Source organism: Streptomyces sp. NPDC048462 (assembly GCF_043200175.1).
Classification (GTDB): Bacteria; Actinomycetota; Actinomycetes; order Streptomycetales; family Streptomycetaceae; genus Streptomyces.
This window is the reverse complement of sequence record NZ_JBICXG010000002.1, coordinates 347,987-370,625: the sequence shown is the minus strand read 5'-3', so window position 1 is coordinate 370,625 and position 22,639 is coordinate 347,987. Positions and strand designations below refer to the sequence as shown.

At 73.3% G+C, this 22,639-nt stretch carries 2 protein-coding genes; both read left to right on the top strand.

All coding sequences use genetic code 11. The annotated features are described in order from the left end of the window. The first annotated feature begins 142 nt into the window (after positions 1–142). Positions 143–14,692 carry an amino acid adenylation domain-containing protein gene (locus tag ACGFU6_RS04810; protein ID WP_393608079.1) on the top strand — a complete coding sequence of 4,850 codons (14,550 nt, stop codon included), beginning with the start codon at positions 143–145 and terminating at the stop codon, positions 14,690–14,692. Next, complete coding sequence (locus tag ACGFU6_RS04805) at positions 14,689–22,257, top strand: amino acid adenylation domain-containing protein (protein WP_393608078.1); 7,569 nt, start codon at positions 14,689–14,691, stop codon at positions 22,255–22,257. Before ACGFU6_RS04810 ends, ACGFU6_RS04805 begins: the two co-directional genes overlap by 4 nt. Positions 22,258–22,639: the final 382 nt, after the last annotated feature.

Sequence of the window (22,639 nt, the reverse complement as noted above, 5' to 3'; positions counted from 1 at the left end):
GGTATTGATGCCATGGGTTCGGCGACGCTTCTCTGTGATTTCATCTGCCCGCGGTCGGCCAAAGGTGATGCGCCGGCGCGGGCGGTTTTGTCGCGCCCTCTTCGTCCCCCGTAAAAATCTCTCCCCAAAGGTGTGATCCGGCATGCGCGAAAACAACTCCGACTCCTCGGGCCCTGTTCCCGAAAATTTGTTCGGGACGACCGCGGCTCAACAAGGGGTCTGGTACGGGCAACTGGTCGATCCGCAGAGCCCGAAATACAACATCGGGGAATGCGTCGAGGTCCGGGGCGGCCTCGACGAGGTGTTATTCGCCGCCGCGTTCGACCGGGCCGCCGCACTGTGCGACAGCCTCAACACCGTGTTCGTCACCGAGGACGGCGCGGTCCGCCAGCGTGTCGTCCGCCGCTCCCCGGACGGGACCAGCCTGCTCCGCCGGGTCGACCTGTCCGACGCCGACGACCCCATCGCCGCGGTCGAACGCTACCTGGCCGACGACATGGCCACCGTCGACACGATCGAGGCCCCGTCCCACCACTTCGCTCTGCTCCGCGTCAGCGACCGACTGCACTACTGGTACGTGAGGTTCCACCACATAGCCGTCGACGGCCTCGGCGGCTCCGTCTTCACCCGCACCGTGGCCGATCTCTACGGGCGCGCGGTGCGGGGCGAGAACCTCGACACGGCCGAGGTGCCCACCGCGTCCCTGCGCGATCTCGTCGCCGACGAAGAGGCCTACCGCGCATCGGACCGCTACGAGGCCGACCGCGCCTACTGGACCGGCCGATTCGCGGACCTGGTCGCCGATCGCGCCGCATCGGAGACACCCGGCCCCGCTGACCCGCACGGACCGGGCGACGGGGCGGGGGCGCACACCGGCCGCGCGCTCATCCGCCGGCGCGCCGACGCTCCGCCACCGGCCACCCCCGGCGCACCGGAGGAGGTCCGGCTGCACACCGGCGAGGCGCTGCCCGTCGCCGTCCTCGACCGCCTGCGCACGATCGCCTCCGCCAACCGCACCACGTGGAGCGCCGTCCTCGTGAGCGCGGTCGCCGCGTACATCGGCCGGGCCACCGGAACACAGGACGTCACCGTGGGCCTCGCCTCCAACGGCCGTCACAGCGGACTCCGCCATATCGTCGGCATGACCTCCAACATCCTGCCGCTGCGCCTCACCGTCACCTCCGAGATGACGGTCGGCTCTCTCGTACGCGCCGTCGCCGCCGAGATGCGCGGCGCCCTGCGGCACCGCCGGTTCTCCCGCGAACAGCTGGCGCGCGAGCTGAACATGACCGACGACGCGACCCGCCTCACCGGTGTCGTCGTCAACATCATGGGCTACGACTACGACATGGACTTCGCCGGCAGCCCCGGCGCCTCCCGCGTGCTGTCCGTCGGACCGGCCGACGACGTGTCCTTCTTCGTCTCGGAACGGGCCGCTGACAAAGGGCCGTTGATCGGATTCGACGCCAGCCCGGAGCTCTACGGGCCGCAGGACGTGCGGTTGCTCCAGCAGGCCGTCGTCTCCTTCCTGTCCGCGCTCGCGGACGCGGACCACGACCTCCCGCTGCGCGACCTGCCGTTCCTCGACGAGACCGGCACCCAGGCCCTGCGCGTACAAGGGCGTGGTGCTGCCATTCCGGCGGAGACCGTGGCATCGAGCCTGCCGGAGGCGTTCGGTGCGCAGGCGCGCCGGACGCCCGACGCCCCGGCCGTGTCGGACGGCGCCGTCACGCTCTCGTACCAGGAGCTGGCCGGAGCGGCGGAGGACCTCGCGGGTGCCCTGGCCGGCTGGGGCATCGGGGCCGAGGAGGGCGTCGGCGTGCTCGTCGGCCGCTCGGCGGCCGTGCTGTCCGCCACGCTCGGCGCGGTCCGCGCCGGAGCGGCGTACGTACCGATGGACGCGGCCTGGCCCGGCGAACGGCTCGACCGCGTCGCGCAAGCGGCCCGCGTACACGCCCTGGTGGCCGACGAGGCGACGGCCCGGCAGCCCTGGGTGCGCGAGCAGACAGCCGCGGGTCTGCCCCTGATCGTCCTCGACCCGCTCGGCGGTGTCCTGCGTGGCGCGCCGCCGCGGCCGGGACCGCTGCCGCGCGTGATCCGCGGTGACCGGCTCGCCTACGTGATGTTCACCTCCGGGTCCACCGGACTGCCCAAGGGCGTCGGCGTCACTCACGCCGATGTCCTCGCGCTGGCCGCCGACAGCACCTGGACGGGCGGCGTGTCCGACGCGGTGCTGATGCACTCGGCGTACGTCTTCGACGCCGCCACCTTCGAGATCTGGGCGCCGCTCCTCAACGGCGGCCGCGTGGTCGTCGCGCCCGCCGGCGTCCTGGAGGCACGGGTCCTCCACGACACGGTCCAGCGGCACGGCGTCACCGCGCTGTTCCTGACGACGGCCCTGTTCAACGTGATGGCCGAGGCGGACCCGGCCGCGTTCGCCGGGCTCCGCATGGTCGCCACCGGCGGTGAGGCGGCGAGACCGGACCTGATGCAGCGGGTGGCCGCCGTGACGCCCGGCACCCGCGTGCTGCACGTCTACGGCCCCACGGAGACCACGACGTTCGCCACCCGCCATCCGGTAGTCCCCGGAACCACGGGCGTGCCGCCCATCGGCCGGGCCCTCGACGGGATGCGCCTGTACGTCCTGGACGACACCCTCGCCATGGTGCCGCCCGGCGTCGTGGGGGAGCTGTACGTCGGCGGCCACGGCGTCGCCCGCGGCTACCAGGGCAACCCCGCGCTGACGGCCACCCGCTTCGTCGCGGACCCGCACGACGCGTCGGGCCGCCGGCTGTACCGCACGGGCGACCTCGTGCGCTGGACCGCTCGCGGCGACATCGAGTACGTCGGGCGTGCGGACGGCCAGATCAAACTCCGAGGGTTCCGCATCGAACCGGCCGAGACCGAGAACGTCCTGCTGGCCGCCCCGGACGTACGGGGCGCCTGCGTCGTGGTCCGGGAGGACATGCCGGGCGACCGCCGGCTCGTCGCCTATGTCGTACCGGCTCCCGGTGCCCGGCCGGACGCGTCCGCCCTGGCCCGCAGAGCAAGTCGCGCACTGCCCGCGTACATGGTGCCCTCCGCGTTCGTGACGCTGGACGCACTGCCCCTGAACCCCAACGGCAAGGTCGACCGGCGCGCTCTGCCCGCGCCCCGCGCCGTCACGTCCGGGGGCCGTGCCCCGCGCACCCCCTACGAGGAGGTCCTGGCCGGTCTCTTCGCCGACGTCCTCGGCGTGGCGGCGGTCGGCATCGACGACAACTTCTTCTCCCTGGGCGGCCACTCACTGCTCGCCACCCGTCTCACCGGCCGGGTGCGGACGGCGCTGGGCGCCGAACTGGGCCTGGGCACCCTCTTCGACCACCCCACGGTCGCTTCCCTCGCCGCGGCCCTGGACACCACCGGTGCGACCCGGCCCGTCCTCTCCCCGGAGCCTCGGCCAGAAGCGGTGCCGCTGTCCTTCGCGCAGCAGCGCCTCTGGTTCCTCAACCGGTCGGAGGGCCCCGACAGCAGCTACAACGTCCCGCTCGTCCTCGAACTGGACGGCCCCCTGGACGCCGACGCCCTGCGCGGCGCCCTCGCCGACGTGGTCGCCCGGCACGAGAGCCTGCGCACGGTCTTCGCCGAGCACGACGGCGTCGCCCGCCAGGAAGTCCTGGACGCGGACGCCGCCGCCTCGCTCGTCCCCCTCGTCGTCGAACAGCCGCGGGCCGGGGACGACGGGGGCACCTGGGCCGAGGAATCGGTGCGTCACCTGACCGCCGCACCCTTCGACCTCGCGGGCGACACCGCGGTCCGTGCCCATCTGCTCCGCCCGGGACCCGACCGCTACATCCTCGTCCTCGTCCTGCACCACGTCGTCGCGGACGGCTGGTCCCTCGCCCCGCTCAGCCGCGACCTCGCAGCCGCCTACCGCGCCAGGATCGAGGGCACGGGCGCCCCCGACTGGGCTCCCCTGCGCGTGCAGTACGCCGACTACGCCCTCTGGCAGCGTCGGCTGCTCGGCGGCGACAGCGACCCGGACAGCCTCGGTGCCCGACAGGCCGGCTTCTGGAAGGAGGCGCTGCACGGCGCCCCCGACCTGCTGGACCTGCCCCTCGACCGGCCCCGCCCGGCCGTGCCCAGCCATCGGGGCGACGCCGTCCCCTTCGAACTGCCCGCCGCCGCGCACGCCGGCCTCACCCGGCTCGCCCGCGCCGCCGGCTGCACGCCCTTCATGGTGCTCCAGGCAGCCCTCGCCGTGACGCTTCAGGCCCACGGTGCCGGTTCCGACATCCCGCTGGGCACCGCCGTGGCCGGACGCACCGACGAGGCCCTGGACGACCTGGTCGGGTTCTTCGTCAACACCGTCGTCCTGCGCGCGGACCTGTCCGGCGACCCGAAGTTCCGGCAACTGCTCGACAGGGTGAAGGAGTTCGACATCGCCGGGCTCAGCCACGGCGACATCCCCTTCGAGCGGATCGTCGAGGCCGTCAACCCCGAGCGGTCCAGCGACCACCACCCCCTCTTCCAGACCATGCTGGTCCTCCAGAACCAGGAGCACGCGAGTCTCGAACTGCCGGGCGTCACCGTCCACGACCGGTCGCGGCACCGCGGGGGCAGCAAGTTCGACCTGACGTTCTCACTCACCGAAGTGCCGGGACCCGCCGAAGAATCCGGGAGTACGAGATCCGCCGGGGCCATCAGACCCGCCGGGGCCGACGGACAGGCCGACCCGACGCGGAGCGCCGCGAGCACCATGCCCGGTACCGCGGACGTCGGCGGAGGCATCCGCGGCTACCTGGAGTACGCGACCGACCTCTTCGACGCAGCCACCGCTCGCGCCCTGTGCGCCCGTTTCGCCCACGTCCTCACCCTGGCCGTGGCCGACCCGGACCGGCCCATCAGCGGCCTGGACCCGCTCACTCCGGCCGAGCGGGACCGCCTCCTGGCCCAGGGACGCGGAACGGAGCGGCCTCTGCCCTCCCGCACTGTCACCGAAGCGATCCGGGAACGGGCCGCGCGCGAACCCGGTGCCGTCGCCGTGCGCGACGCGCACACGAGCCTGACCTACGCCGAGCTCGACGCACGCGCCGACACCCTCGCCCACCTCCTGCGGGAACGCGGCGCGGGCCGCGAGACCAGGGTGGCCATCGCGGCGCCGCCCTCCGTGGACACCGTCGTCGCCATGCTGGCCGTGCTGCGGGCCGGCGCCGCCTACCTGCCGGTCGACCCGCACTACCCGGCCGCCCGCATCCGCCACATGCTGGCGGACGCCCGCCCCGTCCTGCTGCTCGGCACCACGGACGTCCACGCGGGGCTGCCCGACTGCGACGTACCGTGGCTCGCCGTCGACACCCCGGCCACGGCGCGTGCCGGACACACCCTGGACATACCCCACCCGGCGGACCCGGCGTACGTCATCTACACCTCCGGATCCACCGGCCGCCCGAAGGGCGTGGTCGTCTCGCACGCCGCACTGGCCAACCACATGACCTGGATGGCGGGTCACCTGGCGATCACTCCGGACGACCGGGTGCTCGCCCGTACCTCCTTCAGCTTCGACGCCTCCGTGTGGGAGCTCTGGCTCCCGCTGATGAACGGCGCCGAAGTCTGTCTGCTGCCGGACGGAGCCAACACCGAACCCCGTGCCCTGGTCTCCTGGATGAGCCGATTCGACGTCACACTCGCCCAGTTCGTCCCCTCCCACCTGGCCCTCGTGCTCACCGAGGCGGCACACGCCGCGCCGCTGCCCGGCCTGCGCGCCGTGCTGTGCGGCGGCGAACCACTGCCGCGTGCCCTCGCCGCCGAGGCCGCCGAGCTGTGGCGGGCCGACGTGCACAACCTCTACGGGCCGACCGAGGCCACCATCGACGCCACCGCCCACCGGATCGACGTGCCGGGAGACGGCGGGCACGCGGAGTCCGGCACACCGTACGAGACCGTGCCGATCGGCCGCCCCGTCGACACCATGCGTGTCTACGTCCTCGACGGCCGGCTGCGGCCCGTCGCGCCGGGCGTCACCGGTGAGCTGTACCTGGCGGGTCCCAACCTCGCCCGCGGCTACCTCGACCGCCCCGGCCTGACCGCCGCGCGGTTCGTCGCCGACCCGTTCGACGGAGCGGGCGCGCGGATGTACCGGACGGGCGACCTCGTGCGCTGGAACCACCAAGGTCTGCTCGACTACGTCGCACGCGCCGACGACCAGGTCAAACTGCGGGGCTTCCGCATCGAGCTCGGAGAGGTCGAGGCCGCACTGCTGGCGATGCCCACCGTCACCGCCGCCTGTGCCGTGATCCGTGAGGACACCCCTGGCGTGCGCCGCCTCGTCGCCTACGCCGTCACCGGCGACCCGGCCCAGCGCCCCGTCACCCTGCGCGACGCCCTCGCCGAGAACCTGCCGCACTACATGGTGCCCGGCGCCGTCGTCATCCTGGACGACCTCCCGCTCCTGCCCAACGGCAAGGTGGACCGGCGCGCCCTGCCGGAGCCCCCGCGGGCCTCGGACAACACCGACGGAACGGGGCGGCACACGCTCCAGGAAGGCCTGCTCGCCGGTATCTTCGCCGACGTCCTGCGACGGCCTCACGTGGGTTCGCACGACAGCTTCTTCGAGCTGGGCGGGCATTCGCTCCTCGCCATGCGCGTCGTCAGTCGCATCCGCGCCGTCCTCGGTGCCGAGATCGCCGTACGCACCCTCTTCGAGCACCCGACCGTCGCGGGCCTGGCCCGCGTCCTGGACACCCGGAGCCGGGCCCACCCACCGGTCGTACCCGCGGCGCAGCGGCCCGATCCGCTGCCGCTGTCCTACGCCCAGCAGCGCCTGTGGTTCCTCAACCGGTTCGAAGGACCCAGCTCCGCCTACAACATCCCGCTCGTCCTCGAACTCGACGGGACCCTGGACACCCACGCGCTGCGGGCCGCGCTCCGTGATGTCGTGCAGCGGCACGAGGCGCTGCGCACCCTGTTCCCCGAACGCGACGGCGTACCGCATCAGGTGGTTCTCCCCGCAGGTGCCGTCACACCTCCGCTGCCTGTCGTGAGCACCGCACCCGCGGATCTGGAGGCCGCCGTCCTGGCCGCCGTGCGTGAGCCGTTCGACGTCATCACGGACCCGCCGCTGCGCGCCCTGCTCCTGCGGTCCGCGCCCGGCCACCACGTCCTGGTGCTCGTCCTGCACCACATCGCCGGCGACGGCTGGTCCCTCGCCCCGCTCGCCCGGCACCTCGGCGAGGCCTACGAGGCCCGTCTCACGGGCCGGGAGCCCGAACCGGCGGCCGGCCCCCCGCTCCAGTACGCCGACTACACCCTCTGGCAGCACGCCGCCCTGGGCGACGGTCTCGCGCCCGAGAGCGTCCTGCGGCAACAACTCGACCACTGGCACACCGCCCTCGCGGGCCTGCCCGGCCTCATCGACCTCCCGCTGGACCGGCCGCGCCCGGTCACCACCGACCCCGCAGGAGCCGTCCACACCTTCGACGTACCGCCCGCCCTCCACGCCCGGCTCCTGCGCCTGGCACGGGAGTCGGGAAGCAGTCTCTTCATGGTGCTCCAGGCGGCGGTCGCCACCCTGCTGCACCGGCACGGCGCGGGCGACGACATCCCGCTCGGCTCGCCCGTCGCCGGCCGCACGGACGAGGCGCTGGAGGAGCTGGTCGGGTTCTTCGTCAACACGCTGGTCCTGCGCACGGACCTGTCGGGCAACCCGACCTTCCGTGAACTCCTCCTGCGAGTACGGGAATTCGACCTCGCCGCGTACGCGCACCAGGACGTGCCCTTCGAACGGCTCGTCGAGAGCGTCAACCCCGTCAGGGCGCGCAACCACCACCCGCTGTTCCAGGCCATGCTGGTCCTGCAGAACCAGGAGACCGCCCTGCCCGGCCTGCCAGGTCTCACCGTCGGGAGCCGGCTCGTCCACAACGGGCTCAGCAAGTTCGACCTCACCTTCGCCTTCGACGAGGAGCGCGACGACGGCGGCCTCAGCGCCGGGATCGAGTACGCCACCGCCCTCTTCGACCGGTCCACCGTCGAAGCCCTCGCGGACCGCCTGGTCCGGCTCCTGGAGCAGGCGGCCGCCGACCCCGCCCTGCCCCTGACGGGCTACGACCTGATGACACCGCACGAGCACGCCCGCGTCACGCGCCGGGGCACCGGCGGAGCCCTGCCCGCGCACACCGAGGACGCCACCCTGCCCGCGCTCTTCGCCGCCCAGGCCCACCGCGCACCGGACGCCGTCGCCGTCACCGGCGACGGCGGCGCCCTCACCTACGCCGAACTCGACCTGGCCTCCGCCGGCCTGGCCCGCGCGCTGGCCGGCCTGGGCGTCCGCCCCGAGACCGGGATCGGCGTACTGCTCTCCAGGTCACCGGCGGTCGTGACGGTGTCGCTGGGCGCGGTCCGCGCGGCCGGTGCGTACGTCCCGCTGGACGCGCGCTGGCCCGCGGAGCGGCTGGAACAGGTGGCCGACGTGGCCGACGTGCGGGTCCTCGTCGTCGACGAGGACGCCCTCGCCTCCCCCTGGGTGGCAGCGACCGCGCGCCGGATCCCGGTCGTGGTCGTGGACCGGCGCGGCCGGATGCTCCGCGGCGCGCCCGAGCAGCCGGGACGTCCCGCAACCGTCCGGAGCCCCGGCGCCCTCGCCTACGTCATGTTCACCTCCGGCTCCACCGGTCTGCCCAAGGGCGTGGGAGTCACGCACGCCGACGTGGTGGCGCTGACGGCCGACTCCGCCTGGCAGGGCGGAGCCGCCGACGCCGTCCTGATGCACTCGGCGTACGTCTTCGACGCATCGACGTTCGAGATCTGGGCCCCGCTGCTGCACGGAGGGACGGTCGTCGTCGCACCGGACGGCGTCCTGGAGGCCCGCGCCCTCGGCGATGCCGTGCAGGAGCACGGGGTCACCGCGGTCTTCATGACGACGGCCCTGTTCAACGTGATCGCGGAATCCGATCCGGGCGCCTTCACCGGCCTCCGGCTCGTCTGCGCCGGAGGAGAACTGGCCTCACCGGACGCGATGCAGCGGGTCGCGGGCACCGCCGCCGGTACACGCGTCCTGCACGTGTACGGACCCACAGAGACGACCACCTTCGCCACCCGCTACGACGTGGCGCCCGGCCTCCCGGCCGGCCCGCCGCCCATCGGGCGCGCCCTGGACGGGATGCGGCTGTACGTCCTCGACGGCTCCCTGGGCCAGGTCCCGCCGGGCGTCACGGGCGAGCTGTACCTCGCCGGACGCGGCGTGGCACGCGGGTACACCGGCCTCCCCGGGCTGACCGCCACCCGGTTCGTCGCCGATCCGTTCGACCCGTCGGGCGGCCGTATGTACCGCACCGGCGACCTCGTGCGGTGGACCCGCGACGGGCAGATCGACTACGTCACCCGCGCCGACAGCCAGGTGAAGCTGCGCGGTTACCGCATCGAACTCGGTGAGATCGAGGGGGTGCTGGCCTGCTGCGAGGGCGTCGCGGACTCCTTCGCCGTCGTCCGCGAGGACACCCCGGGCGACCGGCGGCTCGTCGCGTACGTGGTGCCCGCGGGCGGGGCGCGTCCCGAGCCCGCCGAACTTGCCCGAGCCGTCGGCCGGTCCCTGCCCGCCTACATGGTGCCCTCCGCGGTCGTCCTGCTGGAGACCCTGCCGCTGACCGTGAACGGGAAGGTGGACCGACGCGCCCTGCCCCGGCCCGCGTACCACGCACCGGTCCGCGGGCGCGCCGCCCGCACCGCGCGCGAGGAGATCCTCTGCGGACTCTTCGCCGATGTGCTCGGCCTCGAAGGGGCGGGCGCCGACGACGACTTCTTCGCCCTGGGCGGTCACTCCCTGCTCGCCACCCGGCTGGCCGCGCGCATCCGCACCGCGCTCGCCGTCGAGGTCCAGGTCAAGACCGTCTTCGAGCACCCCACGCCGGCCGCGCTCGCGGCGTCACTGGACGGCGCGGAAAAGGCCAGGAACCGGCTGGAGCGTGCTCCGCACCGCCCCGATCCGCTTCCGCTGTCCTTCGCCCAGCAGCGCCTGTGGTTCCTCAACCGGTTCGATGGGCCGAGCGCCACGTACAACGTGCCGCTCGTGCTGCGCCTGGACGGCCCGCTCGACGCGGAGGCCCTGGAGAGCGCCCTCGCGGACGTCGTCGAACGCCACGAAAGCCTGCGCACCGTCTTTCCCGAGACCGACGGGGTGGCGCGTCAGCTGGTCCTCGACACCAGTGGAGCCGACCTCGACCTCAGCCCCCGCGACACCGACCCCGCCCGCCTGGACGAGGTACTGACCGCAGAGGTCGCGCACACCTTCGACGTCGGCACCCAACTGCCCGTGCGGGCAAGGCTGCTGCGGCTCGACGCCGAATCCCACGTCCTTGTGCTGCTCATCCACCACATCGCGGGCGACGGCTGGTCCCTCGCCCCGCTCGCCCGCGATCTGGGCGCCGCCTACCGGGCGCGCGCCGAGGGCGAGGAGCCGGCCTGGACGGAACTCGGCGTCCAGTACGCCGACTACACCCTGTGGCAGTGCGCGCTGCTCGGCGCCGAGGACGACCCGTCGAGCCAGGCAGCCCGCCAGCTGGACTTCTGGCGCACCGCACTCGCCGGAGCCCCCGACCTGCTCGACCTGCCGTGCGACCGACCGCGCCCCGCTGTCACGGCGTACGGCGGAGACGCGTTCGCCTTTCCCGTCGACGTGGACACCCACCGCGCCCTCGCGGAACTCGCCCGGTCCCGCGGAAGCAGCCTCTTCATGGTGCTCCAGGCCGCGCTGTCCGTTCTGCTTTCCCGGCACGGTGCCGGTGAGGACATCCCGCTCGGCACCGCCGTCGCCGGACGCACCGACGAGGCACTCGACGATCTGGTGGGCTTCTTCGTCAACACCCTCGTCCTGCGCACCGACTTGTCCGGAGACCCCACCTTCGCTGAAGTCATCGACAGGGTAAGGGAGTTCGACCTCGGCGCCTACGCCCATCAGGACGTGCCGTTCGAACGGCTGGTGGATGCCCTCAGCCCGGTGCGGGCCCAGAACCACCACCCGCTGTTCCAGACCATGCTCGTCCTCCAGAACCAGGCGGACACCACCGTCGACCTGCCCGGTCTCACGGTTACCGGGCAGCCTGTGCACACCGGCATCAGCAAATTCGATCTGACCTTCACCTTCACCGAGACGCGCGACGGCGAGGGCCGCCCCGCAGGACTCGACGGCATCCTGGAGTTCTCCACCGAACTCTTCGTCCCCGCCACCGCGCACGCCCTGGCCGCACGACTGACCCGCCTCCTGGCCGCACTCGCCACCGACCCCGCACGGCGCGTCCACACGGTCGAGGTACTGGAGACGGCCGAGCGGCAGAGCCTGGAGCGGGCCGCACACGGCACCGCCCGGCCCCTGACCGCGCGCACCGCACCCGAGGCGTTCCGCCAGCAGTCCAGCAGAACCCCTACGGCGATCGCCGTGCGGGACGGCGCGCACCGGCTCACCTTCAGCGAACTGGACTCCCTGTCGGACGACTTGGCACACCATCTGCACGACCGGGGCATCGGCCGCGGCGACCTCGTCGCCCTCGCTCTGGAAGGCACAGCCGACCAGGCCGTCGCCATGCTGGCGGTGGCCAAGGCCGGAGCCGCCTACCTGCCGGTCGACCTGGAGTACCCGCAGGCGCGGATCACCTACATGCTCGACGACGCCCGCCCGGCGCTGCTCCTCACCCACGGCACCACACGCGCCGCGCGGTACGCCGCGTCCCTCCCCTGCCTCGCGCTCGACGACCGAGCAGCGTGGTCCACGGGGCGCGGGGCCCCGCCCGACGCCGGACCGGCCCCGCTCGACGCGGCGTACGTCATCTACACCTCGGGCTCCACCGGCCGCCCCAAGGGCGTCGTCGTCACTCACGCGTCCCTGACCAACCACATGGACTGGATGGCCGGCCACCTCGCGCTCACCGACGACGACCGGGTCCTGGCACGCACCTCCCCGAGCTTCGACGCCTCGGTCTGGGAGACCTGGCTGCCGCTGCTGCACGGCGGCACCACCTGCCCCGTGCCGCCTGCCGCCAACCACGACCCCTGCGCACTGCTCGCCCGCATGCGCGACGCCGGGGTGACCCTCGCGCAGTTCGTGCCCGCGCACCTCTCGGTCGTCCTCACCGAGACCGGCCCGGAGGAGGCGCCCTCGACGCTGCGAGCGGTCCTGTGCGGAGGCGAACCCCTGCCCACGTCCCTGGCCGAGCGCGCCGGACAGGCCTGGCGGGTCGACGTCCACAACCTGTACGGCCCCACAGAGACCACCATCGACGCCACCGCCCACCAGCACCGGAGCGGGGAGCAGGCCACCACGGCGGCGGAGGCGGGCGTGCCGATCGGCCGCCCCGTCGGCAACACCCGCGCCTACGTCCTGGACGCCGGGCTCCGGCCGGTGCCGCCGGGTGTCACCGGAGAGCTCCACATCGCCGGTGACGGTCTCGCCCGCGGCTACCTGGGGCACCCGGGGCTGACCGCCACCCGGTTCGTCGCCGATCCCCACGGCCCCGCCGGCAGCCGCATGTACCGCACGGGAGACCTCGTCAAAAGGGACGCTGACGGCCTGCTCACCTACGTCTCGCGCGCCGATCACCAGGTCAAGCTGCACGGCTTCCGCATCGAACCCGGCGAGATCGAGGCCGCGCTCACCGGGCTCGACGGCATCGCCGCCGCCTGCGCCCTCGTCCGCGAGGACCGGCCGGGGGAGCGGCGCCTGGTCGCCTACACCGTTCCCGACCGGCGCGGTGACAGCGCGCGCCCCACGGACGGCGAACTGCGGACCCGGCTCACCTCGGCACTGCCCCCCTACATGGTGCCCGCCGTCTTCATCGCCCTCGACGCGCTGCCGCTCCTGCCCAACGGCAAGACCGACCGCAGGGCCCTGCCCGCCCCGGAACGCCCCGCCGCCACCCGGCCGGGCGGGCAGCCGCGCACCGCACGGGAACGTGTCCTGTGCGACGTCTTCGCCTCCGTCCTGCGCACCCCGGCCGTCCGCACGGACGACGACTTCTTCGCGCTCGGCGGCGACAGCATCCTCTCGATCCAGCTCGTCAGCCGGGTCCGGGAGGCGGGGTTCGGTGTCACACCCCGCGACGTCTTCGTCCACCGCACCCCCGAGGCCATCGCGGCCGCCGCCACCGCGCTCGACCAGGACACCACCGCGCAGGCCGACCCGGGAACCGGCGAGATGCCGCCGACGCCCATCGCCGCCTGGCTCCTGGACCGGCCGGGCACCACGGACGGCTACAACCAGTCCGGAGTACTGAGCACGCCCGCGGGAGCCGAGGAGGACACGCTCGTCGCCGCCCTCCAACTCCTCGTCGACCACCACGACATGCTCCGCCTGCGCATCACCCGCCCGGCCGGGGGCGAACCCGTCCTCGAAGCACTGCCCCCCGGCGCCGTCCCGGCCCGCCGCCGCTTCACCCGCGTCGGCATCGAGGGCCTCGATCCCGACGCCGCCCACGCCGCCACCACGGCGGCCGGTGAACAGGTACGCAGACGGCTGCGGCCCGCCGAAGGAAACGTGGTCGAAGCCGTCTGGTGCGACGCCGGACCGCACGCCCGAGGGCGCCTGCTGCTCGTCGTGCACCACCTGGCCGTCGATGCCGTCTCCTGGCGCATCCTCGCCGCGGACCTGGCCCGCGCGTGGCAGGCCGTCACCGAGACCGGCACCGCGGGAGAGAGCCCCGCCACCGCACTGCCCGCCGTCACCACGTCCTACCGAAGCTGGGCGCACCTCCTCGCGTCCCAGTCCCGGAGCACCGAGCGGGAAGCCGAACTGCCCCTCTGGCAGGACGTACTGAACACCCCGGACCCCCAACTGGGATACCGGCCGCTCGACCCCTGCCTGGACACCGCCGACGGCACCCGCACCCTAGTCACCCACCTACCCGCCACCTGGACACAGTCGCTGCTCACCACCGCCCCCGGCGCCTTCCACGCGGGTGTGGACGACATCCTGCTCACGGGCCTGGCTCTCGCCGTCCGCACCTGGCGGGCAGAACGGGACGCGGTCCCCGGCGCACCCCGGGCCACCGGCACCGGCGTCCTCATCGACCTGGAGAGCCACGGCCGCGAGCAGATCGCCGACCACATCGACCTCTCCCGCACCGTCGGCTGGTTCACCAGCCTCTACCCCGTCCGGCTCGACCCCGGACCCGTCGACGCCCGCGGACCAGGAGGCTTCGGCACCGCGCTGGTCGAACGCGCGGTCAAACGCGTCAAGGAACAGCTACGGGCCGTGCCCGACCACGGCGTCGGCCACGGAATGCTGCGCCACCTCAACCCGGCGACCCGCCCCCGGCTGGACACCGGGGCCGCCCCCCAGATCGGCTTCAACTACCTGGGAAGGTATGCCGCTTCACACGGCACACCGGACGGCGGAACGGGCGCCGACTGGGACGTACTGCTCGACGGTGGCGGGCCACGCGGCCAGGACCCGGACATGCCCGTGCACCACGTCCTCGACATCAACGCGCACACCGAGGACCTGCCGGACGGCCCACGACTCGTGACCCGCTGGACCTGGCCCAGCGACCTCCTCAAGGAGGAGGACGTGGGGGCGCTGACCGATGCGTTCACGCGGGCGCTGCGTGCCATCGCGGACCACGCCGAACGGCCCGACGCGGGCGGCTACACGCCGTCCGACCTTCCCCTGGTGTCGCTCAACCAGGCCCAGATCGACCGACTGCAGAACAAGTGGGGTGGACGCAAGTGACCGGTTTCCAGCTGGAAGACGTACTACCGCTGACGCCGCTTCAGGCAGGCATGCACTTCCACGCCCTGTACGACTCGCACACCGTGGACGTCTACACCGCGCAGTTCGTCTTCGACCTCGAAGGCCCCGTCGGCGTCCCCGCACTGCGCGCCGCCATCGGCAGCCTGCTGCGCAGGCACGCCAACCTGCGGGTCGGATTCCTCCACGAGGGCCTCGACGAGCCCGTGCAGGCCGTAGCCGCCGAGGTGCCGGTGCCGCTGGAGGAGCTCGACCTGACCGGTACGCACTCCACGGGCACGACCGAGGAGCGCCTCGCCGCGTTCCTCGCCGCCGACCGCACCCGCCGCTTCGACCTGACCACCCCGCCCCTGCTGCGGTTCACCCTGGTGCGCACCGCGCCGCAGCGCCACCATCTCGTCATGACGAGCCATCACATCCTCCTCGACGGCTGGTCGATGCCCCTGCTCGTACGGGAGCTCTTCGAGCTGTACGCGACCGGGGGCGACGCCAGTACCCTGCCGCGCGTCACCCCTTACCGCACCTACCTCGGCTGGCTCGCCCGGCAGGACCGGGCGGCCGCGCTGGACGCCTGGTCCACCGCCCTGGCCGGGATCGAGGCGCCGACCCTGATCGCCGGGCCCGGCCGCGCGGGCGCGCCGGACTCCGCCGAGCTGCCCGAAACCCTGGTGCTCGACCTGGACGCGGCCACGACGACCCGGCTCCGCGCGACTGCCCGTGCTCACCGGCTCACCCTCAACACCCTTGTGCAGGGCGCCTGGGGCCTGCTGCTCGGGCACCTCACCGGACGCCCCGACGTCGTGTTCGGCGCCACCGTGTCCGGCCGGCCGCCGGAGATCCCCGGCATCGAGTCGATGATCGGCCTGTTCATCAACACCGTGCCGGTACGGCTCCGCCCTGAGCCCGGCGAAACCCTGGCCGCGCTCCTGACCCGGCTCCAGGAGGAACAGGGCCGGCTCCTCGACAGTCAGCACGTGGGCCTGAGCGAGATCCGGGGCGTCACCGCACTGGACGAACTCTTCGACACCCTGACCGTGTTCGAGAACTACCCGATGGACGACGAGGCCCTGCGCACCGCACAACGGGGACTGCCCGGACTCGCCGTCACCGGGTTCAGCGGTACGGACGCCGCTCACTACCCGCTCACCCTCACCATCGCCCCGGGCGACACCCTGAGGATCACCTTCGGTTACCGGGCCGGTGTCCTGGACCACGACTACGTCGCCCGGACGGTCGCCCGGATGCGGCGCCTGCTGACGCTGATGGCGCAAGGCCTCGACCGCCCCGCCGACGCCGTGCCCGTCCTCCTGGACGGTGAGCGCGAGACCCTGCTCTCCCAGGGGCGCGGAGCCGAACTGGCCTCCGACGCTCCGGACATGAGCATCCCGGACGCCGTGGCGAGGTACGCCGCCCGGCACCCGGACGCGGTGGCCGTGTCCGGCGCGGGCGAGCAGCTCAGCTACGGGCAGCTCTGTGACCTCTCGGACGGTCTCGCCGGCGCCCTGACAGCTGCCGGGTGCGGCGCGGAGGGCGGCGTCGGCATCCTCGTTGCCCGCTCGGCGGCCACCGTCACCGCCTCCCTGGCCGCCCTGCGCGCGGGCGCCGCCTATGTGCCCCTCGACGCACGCTGGCCGCTGGAACGGCTCCGCCGGGTCGCGGAGGTGGCCGCCGTGCGTGTCCTGATCGTCGACGAGAGCACTCGCACGCACCCCTGGGTAGGAGAACTCGGCCCGGACACAGCTGTGCTGAGCGTCGATGGCGCCGGCCGCGTCAGGCAGGGGGAACCGGCCGGACCGGGCGCTCTCCCCGCGGTCACGGGCGGCGCCCGGCTCGCGTACGTGATGTTCACCTCCGGCTCCACCGGTCTGCCCAAGGGCGTCGGCGTCACCCACGCCGACGTGACCGCCCTCGCCTCGCACCGGGCCTGGCAGGACGGCGCGGCCGACGCTGTCCTGCTGCACTCGGCGTACGTCTTCGACGCCTCCACCTTCGAGATCTGGGCCCCGCTCCTCAACGGGGGCCGCGTCGTCGTGGCACCCGAAGGCACGCTCCAGCCCGCCGTGCTCAGGGACCTCGTCACCCGGCACGGCCTGACGTCGGCGTTCCTGACGACGGCCCTGTTCAACGTCCTCGCGGAAGCGGATCCGGGCGCCCTCGGCCTGCTGCGCACGGTGGCCACCGGAGGTGAGGGCGCCGCACCCGGCGTGCTGCAACGCGTCGCCGCCGCCCACCCCGGCACCACCTTCCGGCACGTCTACGGCCCCACCGAGACGACCACCTTCGCCACCGTCCACCGCGTCCGCCCCGGCGACGCTCCCACCGGCGCCGCCCCGATCGGCCGGCCGCTCGACGGAATGCGCGCCCACGTCCTGGACACGGCGATGCGACCCGTACCGACCGGCGCCGAGGGCGAGCTGTACATCGCGGGCGCCGGAGTGGCGCGCGGCTACCTGGGGCGGCCCGGCCTCACCGCCACCCGATTCGTCGCCGACCCGTTCTCCGAAGCCGGGGAGCGCATGTACCGCACCGGCGACCTCGTACGCCGGGACGCCGACGGCCTCCTGCACTACGTGGCCAGGTCCGACCAGCAGATCAAACTCCGCGGCCACCGCATCGAGCCCGCCGAGATCGAGACGGTGCTCCGTACCGATCCGTCGGTGCACGCCGCCTGCGTGCTGGTCCGCGAGGACCTGCCCGGCGACCGCACCCTCACCGCCTACGTCGTCCCCGCACCCGGGCGGCCCGCCCCGGACCCGGACCGGCTCGCCGCACACGTGGGACACCACCTGCCCGCCTACATGGTGCCCTCCGTCATCCAGCCGGTCGGCACGCTGCCGCTGACCCCCAACGGCAAGCTCGACCGGGCAGCCCTGCCCAGGCCGGACGGCCCGCCCGCCGCGCAGGGCCGGCCGCCGCGCAGCGCCATGGAAGAGATCCTCGCCGGTCTCTTCGCCGACGTGCTCGGCGTGGAGCGCGTCGGCATCGACGACAGCTTCTTCGCCCTGGGCGGCCACTCCCTGCTCGCCACCCGACTGGTGGGCCGTGTCCGCGCCGCCCTCGGCACCGAGACCGAGATCCGCACCCTCTTCGAGAACCCCACCGTCGCCGCGCTCGCCACCACCCTGGCGGAATCGGGCCACCCGCCCCGCCCCGCCCTCACCCCGCAGGAACGTCCCGCCACGATTCCGCTCTCGTACGCCCAGCAGCGCCTGTGGTTCCTCCACCGGCTCGAAGGCCCCTCCTCGACGTACAACATCCCCTTCGCCGTACGCATCGACGGACCGCTCGACACGGAGGCCCTGCGCCTGGCCCTGCACGACGTCGTCAGCCGGCACGCCGCCCTGCGCACGGTCTTCCCCGAAGGCGACACCGGACCGCACCAGCACATCACCGCCCCGCACGACGTCAGACTCCCGTTCGCATCGGAGACGATCGACGAGGACAAGATCCACCACCGGATCAGAGCCGCCGCGGCCGAGCCGATCGACATCGAGCACCGCCTCCCGCTCCAGGCGACCCTGTTGCGCCTGGCCGACGACGCCCACGTCCTGGTGCTCGTGATCCACCACATCGCCGCCGACGGATCCTCCCTCGCGCCTCTCGTCCACGACCTGGGCGCCGCCTACCGGGCCCGCGTCCGCGCCGAGGAACCCGCACTGCCCGCACTGCCTGTCGACTACGCCGACCACACCCTCTGGCAGCGCCGCCTCCTCGGCGACGAGCACGACCCGGACAGTGTCGTATCGGGCCAACTGGACTACTGGAAAGCCGCACTGGACGGCCTTCCGGAGATGGTCGAGCTGCCGTGGGACCGGTCGCGCCCGGCCGTACCCCGGCACACCGGAGCCACCTACGACTTCGCCGTCGCCCCCACCGCCTCCAGGCGGATCGCGGAACTCGCCCGGACCAGCGGATGCAGCGCCTTCATGGTCCTCCAGGCAGCCCTGTCGACCGTACTGTCCCGGCACGGCGGCGGCGACGACATCCCGCTGGGCACGGCAGTCGCCGGACGCACCGACGAAGCCGCCTCCGACCTCGTCGGACTCTTCGTGAACACCCTCGTGCTGCGCACGGACCTGACAGGCGACCCGACGTTCCTCGAACTGCTCGACCGCGTGAAGGACTCCAACCTCTCCGCGTACGCACATCAGGACGTCCCCTTCGAACGACTGGTCGAACTGCTCAACCCCACGCGTTCACAGAGCCACCACCCCCTCTTCCAGACCATGCTCGTCCTGCAGAACCACGCGCCCGCTGCCGCCATCGACCTGCCGGACCTGACCGTGAGCGGCGTACCGGTCGTCGCCGGGGTCAGCAAGTTCGACCTGTCGTTCACCTTCACCGAGACGTACGACGAAAGCGGCGCCCCGGACGGCATGCGGGCAGCGGTCGACTACGCGACGGAACTCTTCGACGAGGCGACGGTCCGCGGCATCGCCGACCGGCTCGTCCTGCTGCTCGACACCGTCACCGCGGACCCCGAGCGCCCCCTGCACACCTACGACGTGCTCACCGCCGCCGAGCGCACCCGGCTCACCGACTGGGGGACCGGGCCCGTCGAGCACCACACCGGGTCGACGGTTCCCACGCTCTTCGAACAGTGGGTCCGGCGCACTCCCGACGCCCCGGCCGTCCGCGACGCCGCGACCACCCTCACCTACGGTGAACTCGACGCCCGCGCCGAGACCCTCGCTCACCACCTCGCCGCACAGGGCATCGGCCCCGAGGACCGCGTCGCCGTCGCCATGCCCCGCACCCACCACCTCGTGGTGGCCCTGCTCGCCGTCCTCAGGACCGGAGCGGCCTACGTACCGCTCGACCCCGACTACCCGGCCCAGCGCCTGTCGTACATGCTCGACGACGCAGCCCCACGCCTGCTCCTCACCACCCCCGCGATCCACCGCCGCCTTCCCCCGGCCTCCGTGCCGCACCTGTACGCCGATCAGCTCGGCGACCGCGCCCCGACGACCGCCCGCACCGGCACGGCCCCGCGACCGGCACACCCCGCATACGTCATCTACACGTCCGGTTCCACCGGCCGGCCCAAGGGCGTCGTCGTCACGCACCGGGGCGTCGGAGCCATGGCACAGACCCAGAGCGACCGGCTGAACATCACCCCGGGCAGCCGGGTCCTGCACATGGCGTCCGTCAGCTTCGACGCCGCGTTCTGGGAACTGTGCATGGGACTGCTCTCCGGAGCCTGCCTGGAGATCGACGAGCGCGACGCACTGCTGCCCGGCCCCACCCTGGCGGCGCTGGTCCGCGAGCGGGGCATCACCCACCTCACCCTGCCACCCGCCGCACTCGCCGTGATGCCGCCGGACTCACTGCCGGCCGGCACCACCATGGTCCTCGCCGGCGAGGCGTGCCCGCCCGCCCTGGTACACGCCTGGGCGCGCGACCGTTTCCTCGTCAACGCCTACGGACCCACAGAGACCACCGTCTGCGCCACCATGAGCGGCCGCCAGCACGCGGACGGGCCGCTCGCGCCCGACCGCACGGTGTCCATCGGAGCCCCGGTCGACGGCACCACGGTCCACGTCCTGGACGACCGGCTGGCACCCGTACCGCCCGGCGTGGCCGGTGAGCTGTACGTCTCCGGGGCGGGGGTCGCCCGCGGCTACCACGGCCGCGCCGCGCTCACCGCCTCCCGGTTCCTGGCCAACCCGTTCGACCGCACCGGGGGCCGCATGTACCGCACGGGCGATCTGGCGCGCTGGACGGCGAAGGGGGAGCTCGTCTACGTATCCCGGGTCGACGACCAGGTCAAACTCCGCGGCTTCCGCATCGAACTCGGCGAGATCGAGGCGGTCCTCGCCGCGATGCCCGGTGTGGCCGCGGCCTGCGCCGCCGTCCGTGAGGACCGGCCCGGCGACCGGCGCCTGGTCGTCTACACCGTGCCCGCGGACGGCACGCCGGGCCCCGAGGAGGACGAGGTGCGCGCACACCTCGCGGCGAGCCTGCCCGACCACATGATCCCCGCCGCCCACGTCAGCCTCGCGGCCCTGCCCGTCACCCCGAACGGGAAGACCGACCGGCGCGCACTGCCCGCCCCCCACCGTGCCGCTCCGGCGGGCGGCCGCCCGCCGCGCACCGCCCGCGAACGCACCCTGTGCGAGGTGTTCGCGGAGACACTCGGCGTGCCGGATGTGGGCGTCACGGACGACTTCTTCGCCCTGGGCGGCCACTCCCTGCTCGCCGTCACCCTGGCCCGGCGGATCGGTGAGCGATGCGGCCGGCGCCCCTCCCTGCGGGCCCTGTTCGCCGCGCCCACCGTCGAAGGTGTCGACCGTCTGCTGGGGCAGGCGGTGGGGGAGGAGGACCAAGCGGACACCGTCACGACGGACCTCGCCGCCGAGGTCCGGCTGGCCACGGACATCTCAAGCAACCGCCGGCAGGCCGCGTCCCTCCTGCCCACCCCGCGACGGCCCCTGCGTCCGTCCGCCCGGCCCCTTCTGACAGGCGCCTCCGGCTTCCTCGGCGCGTTCCTGCTGCGCGACCTCATCGAGACGACGGACGGGCCCGTCGACTGCCTCGTCAGGGCGCGGGACAGCCACAGCGCCGCCCACCGGCTGCGCGCCAACCTGGAGCGCTACGGCCTGTGGCGCCCCCGGTACGAGGCCCTGATCCACGCTGTTCCGGGCGATCTCGCCGCCCCTGACCTGGGCCTGTCACCCGAGGACAGGACCGCCCTGGTCCGTCGCCTCGGTACCGTTCTGCACAACGGCGCGAGAGTCAACTTCGCCGCCGCGTACGCTGATCTGCGCGACGCGAATGTGGCCGGCACCGAAGAACTGCTGCGCCTGCTCGCCGACTCCGCCTCACCCGGAATGCACTACATCTCGACCACCGGCGTGTACGCCCCGGCGCCCGGCCCCGATCCCGTCACCATCACCGAGTCGACGCCGACGGGCCCCGCACCCGAACTGCCCGACGGGTACGGACAGAGCAAGTGGGTCGCAGAAGGACTCGTCGGCCTGGCCCGCGAACGCGGCCTGCCGGTGACCGTCCACCGCCCAGGCCGGATCAGCGGCGACACCACCACCGGCGCCTGCCAGGACCGCGACCTGCTGTGGCAGCTCATCAAGGGCTGCCTCCAGGCGGAAGCGGTGCCCGACCTGCCCCACGGTTCGACGGGCTGGGTGCCCGTCGACTACGTCAGCGCCGCGGTCGTGGCCCTCGCCCTGTCCGGACCGTCCGGTGCACAGACGTACCACCTCACCGACCCGGACGCTCCGGGCCTGGACCGCGTCTTCGAAGCGGCCGCCAGGCTCGGGCACGAGCTGCGAACCGTACCCGCGCCGCAGTGGCAGGCCCGCGTGGCCGCGCAGCCCGACAACGCCGCGCAACTGTTCCTCGGCGACGAGGGGCAAAGCCGGCCAGAGGCCAAGGACCTCCGCCGCTTCGACTCCCGCCGCACAGCCGGAGCCGCAGCTGCCGTGGGTATCCACCGGACACCCCTCACCGACGAGATCCTGATCCGCTACCTGACGTACTTCCACGGAACGGGCTACCTGCCCGTGCCGGGGACACCGGCCAGGTCGTAGCGGGCGGCGGGACGCCGCCTCGATGCCCGGCCGAGGCGGCGTCACCGTTCCGGAGACAGGCGGCCGGGGCGGGAGCGTCCGGTGATCTTTTGGACTCTCTTGGGGAAGCCCGGTGGCGTGAGCTGCCCGGACCGGGCGATCGTCGGGCCTACCTCCAGCAACAGGGAATCAAGAACTGCCTGGGCAAGAATTTGAACCGGGCCGCCGAGCGCGCAGCTCAAGCGCCCTCCAACGGCCGCGGCCGGGGTGCCACCCAACAGCGGCCCCACGGTTCCCGGGCCGCCCAAGCGCCCGGGAACCCGCAGGCACAGCCCACCCCGCACTGAAGGTCCACTGCTTGCCGGTCGGCAGGTTGATCCCGACGATCCCGCAGGCTTTCGCG

What these genes read in the sequence shown, in the direction of transcription:
- ACGFU6_RS04810 (WP_393608079.1), top strand. Translation starts at nt 143, where the DNA reads ATGCGCGAAAACAACTCCGACTCCTCGGGCCCTGTTCCCGAAAATTTG.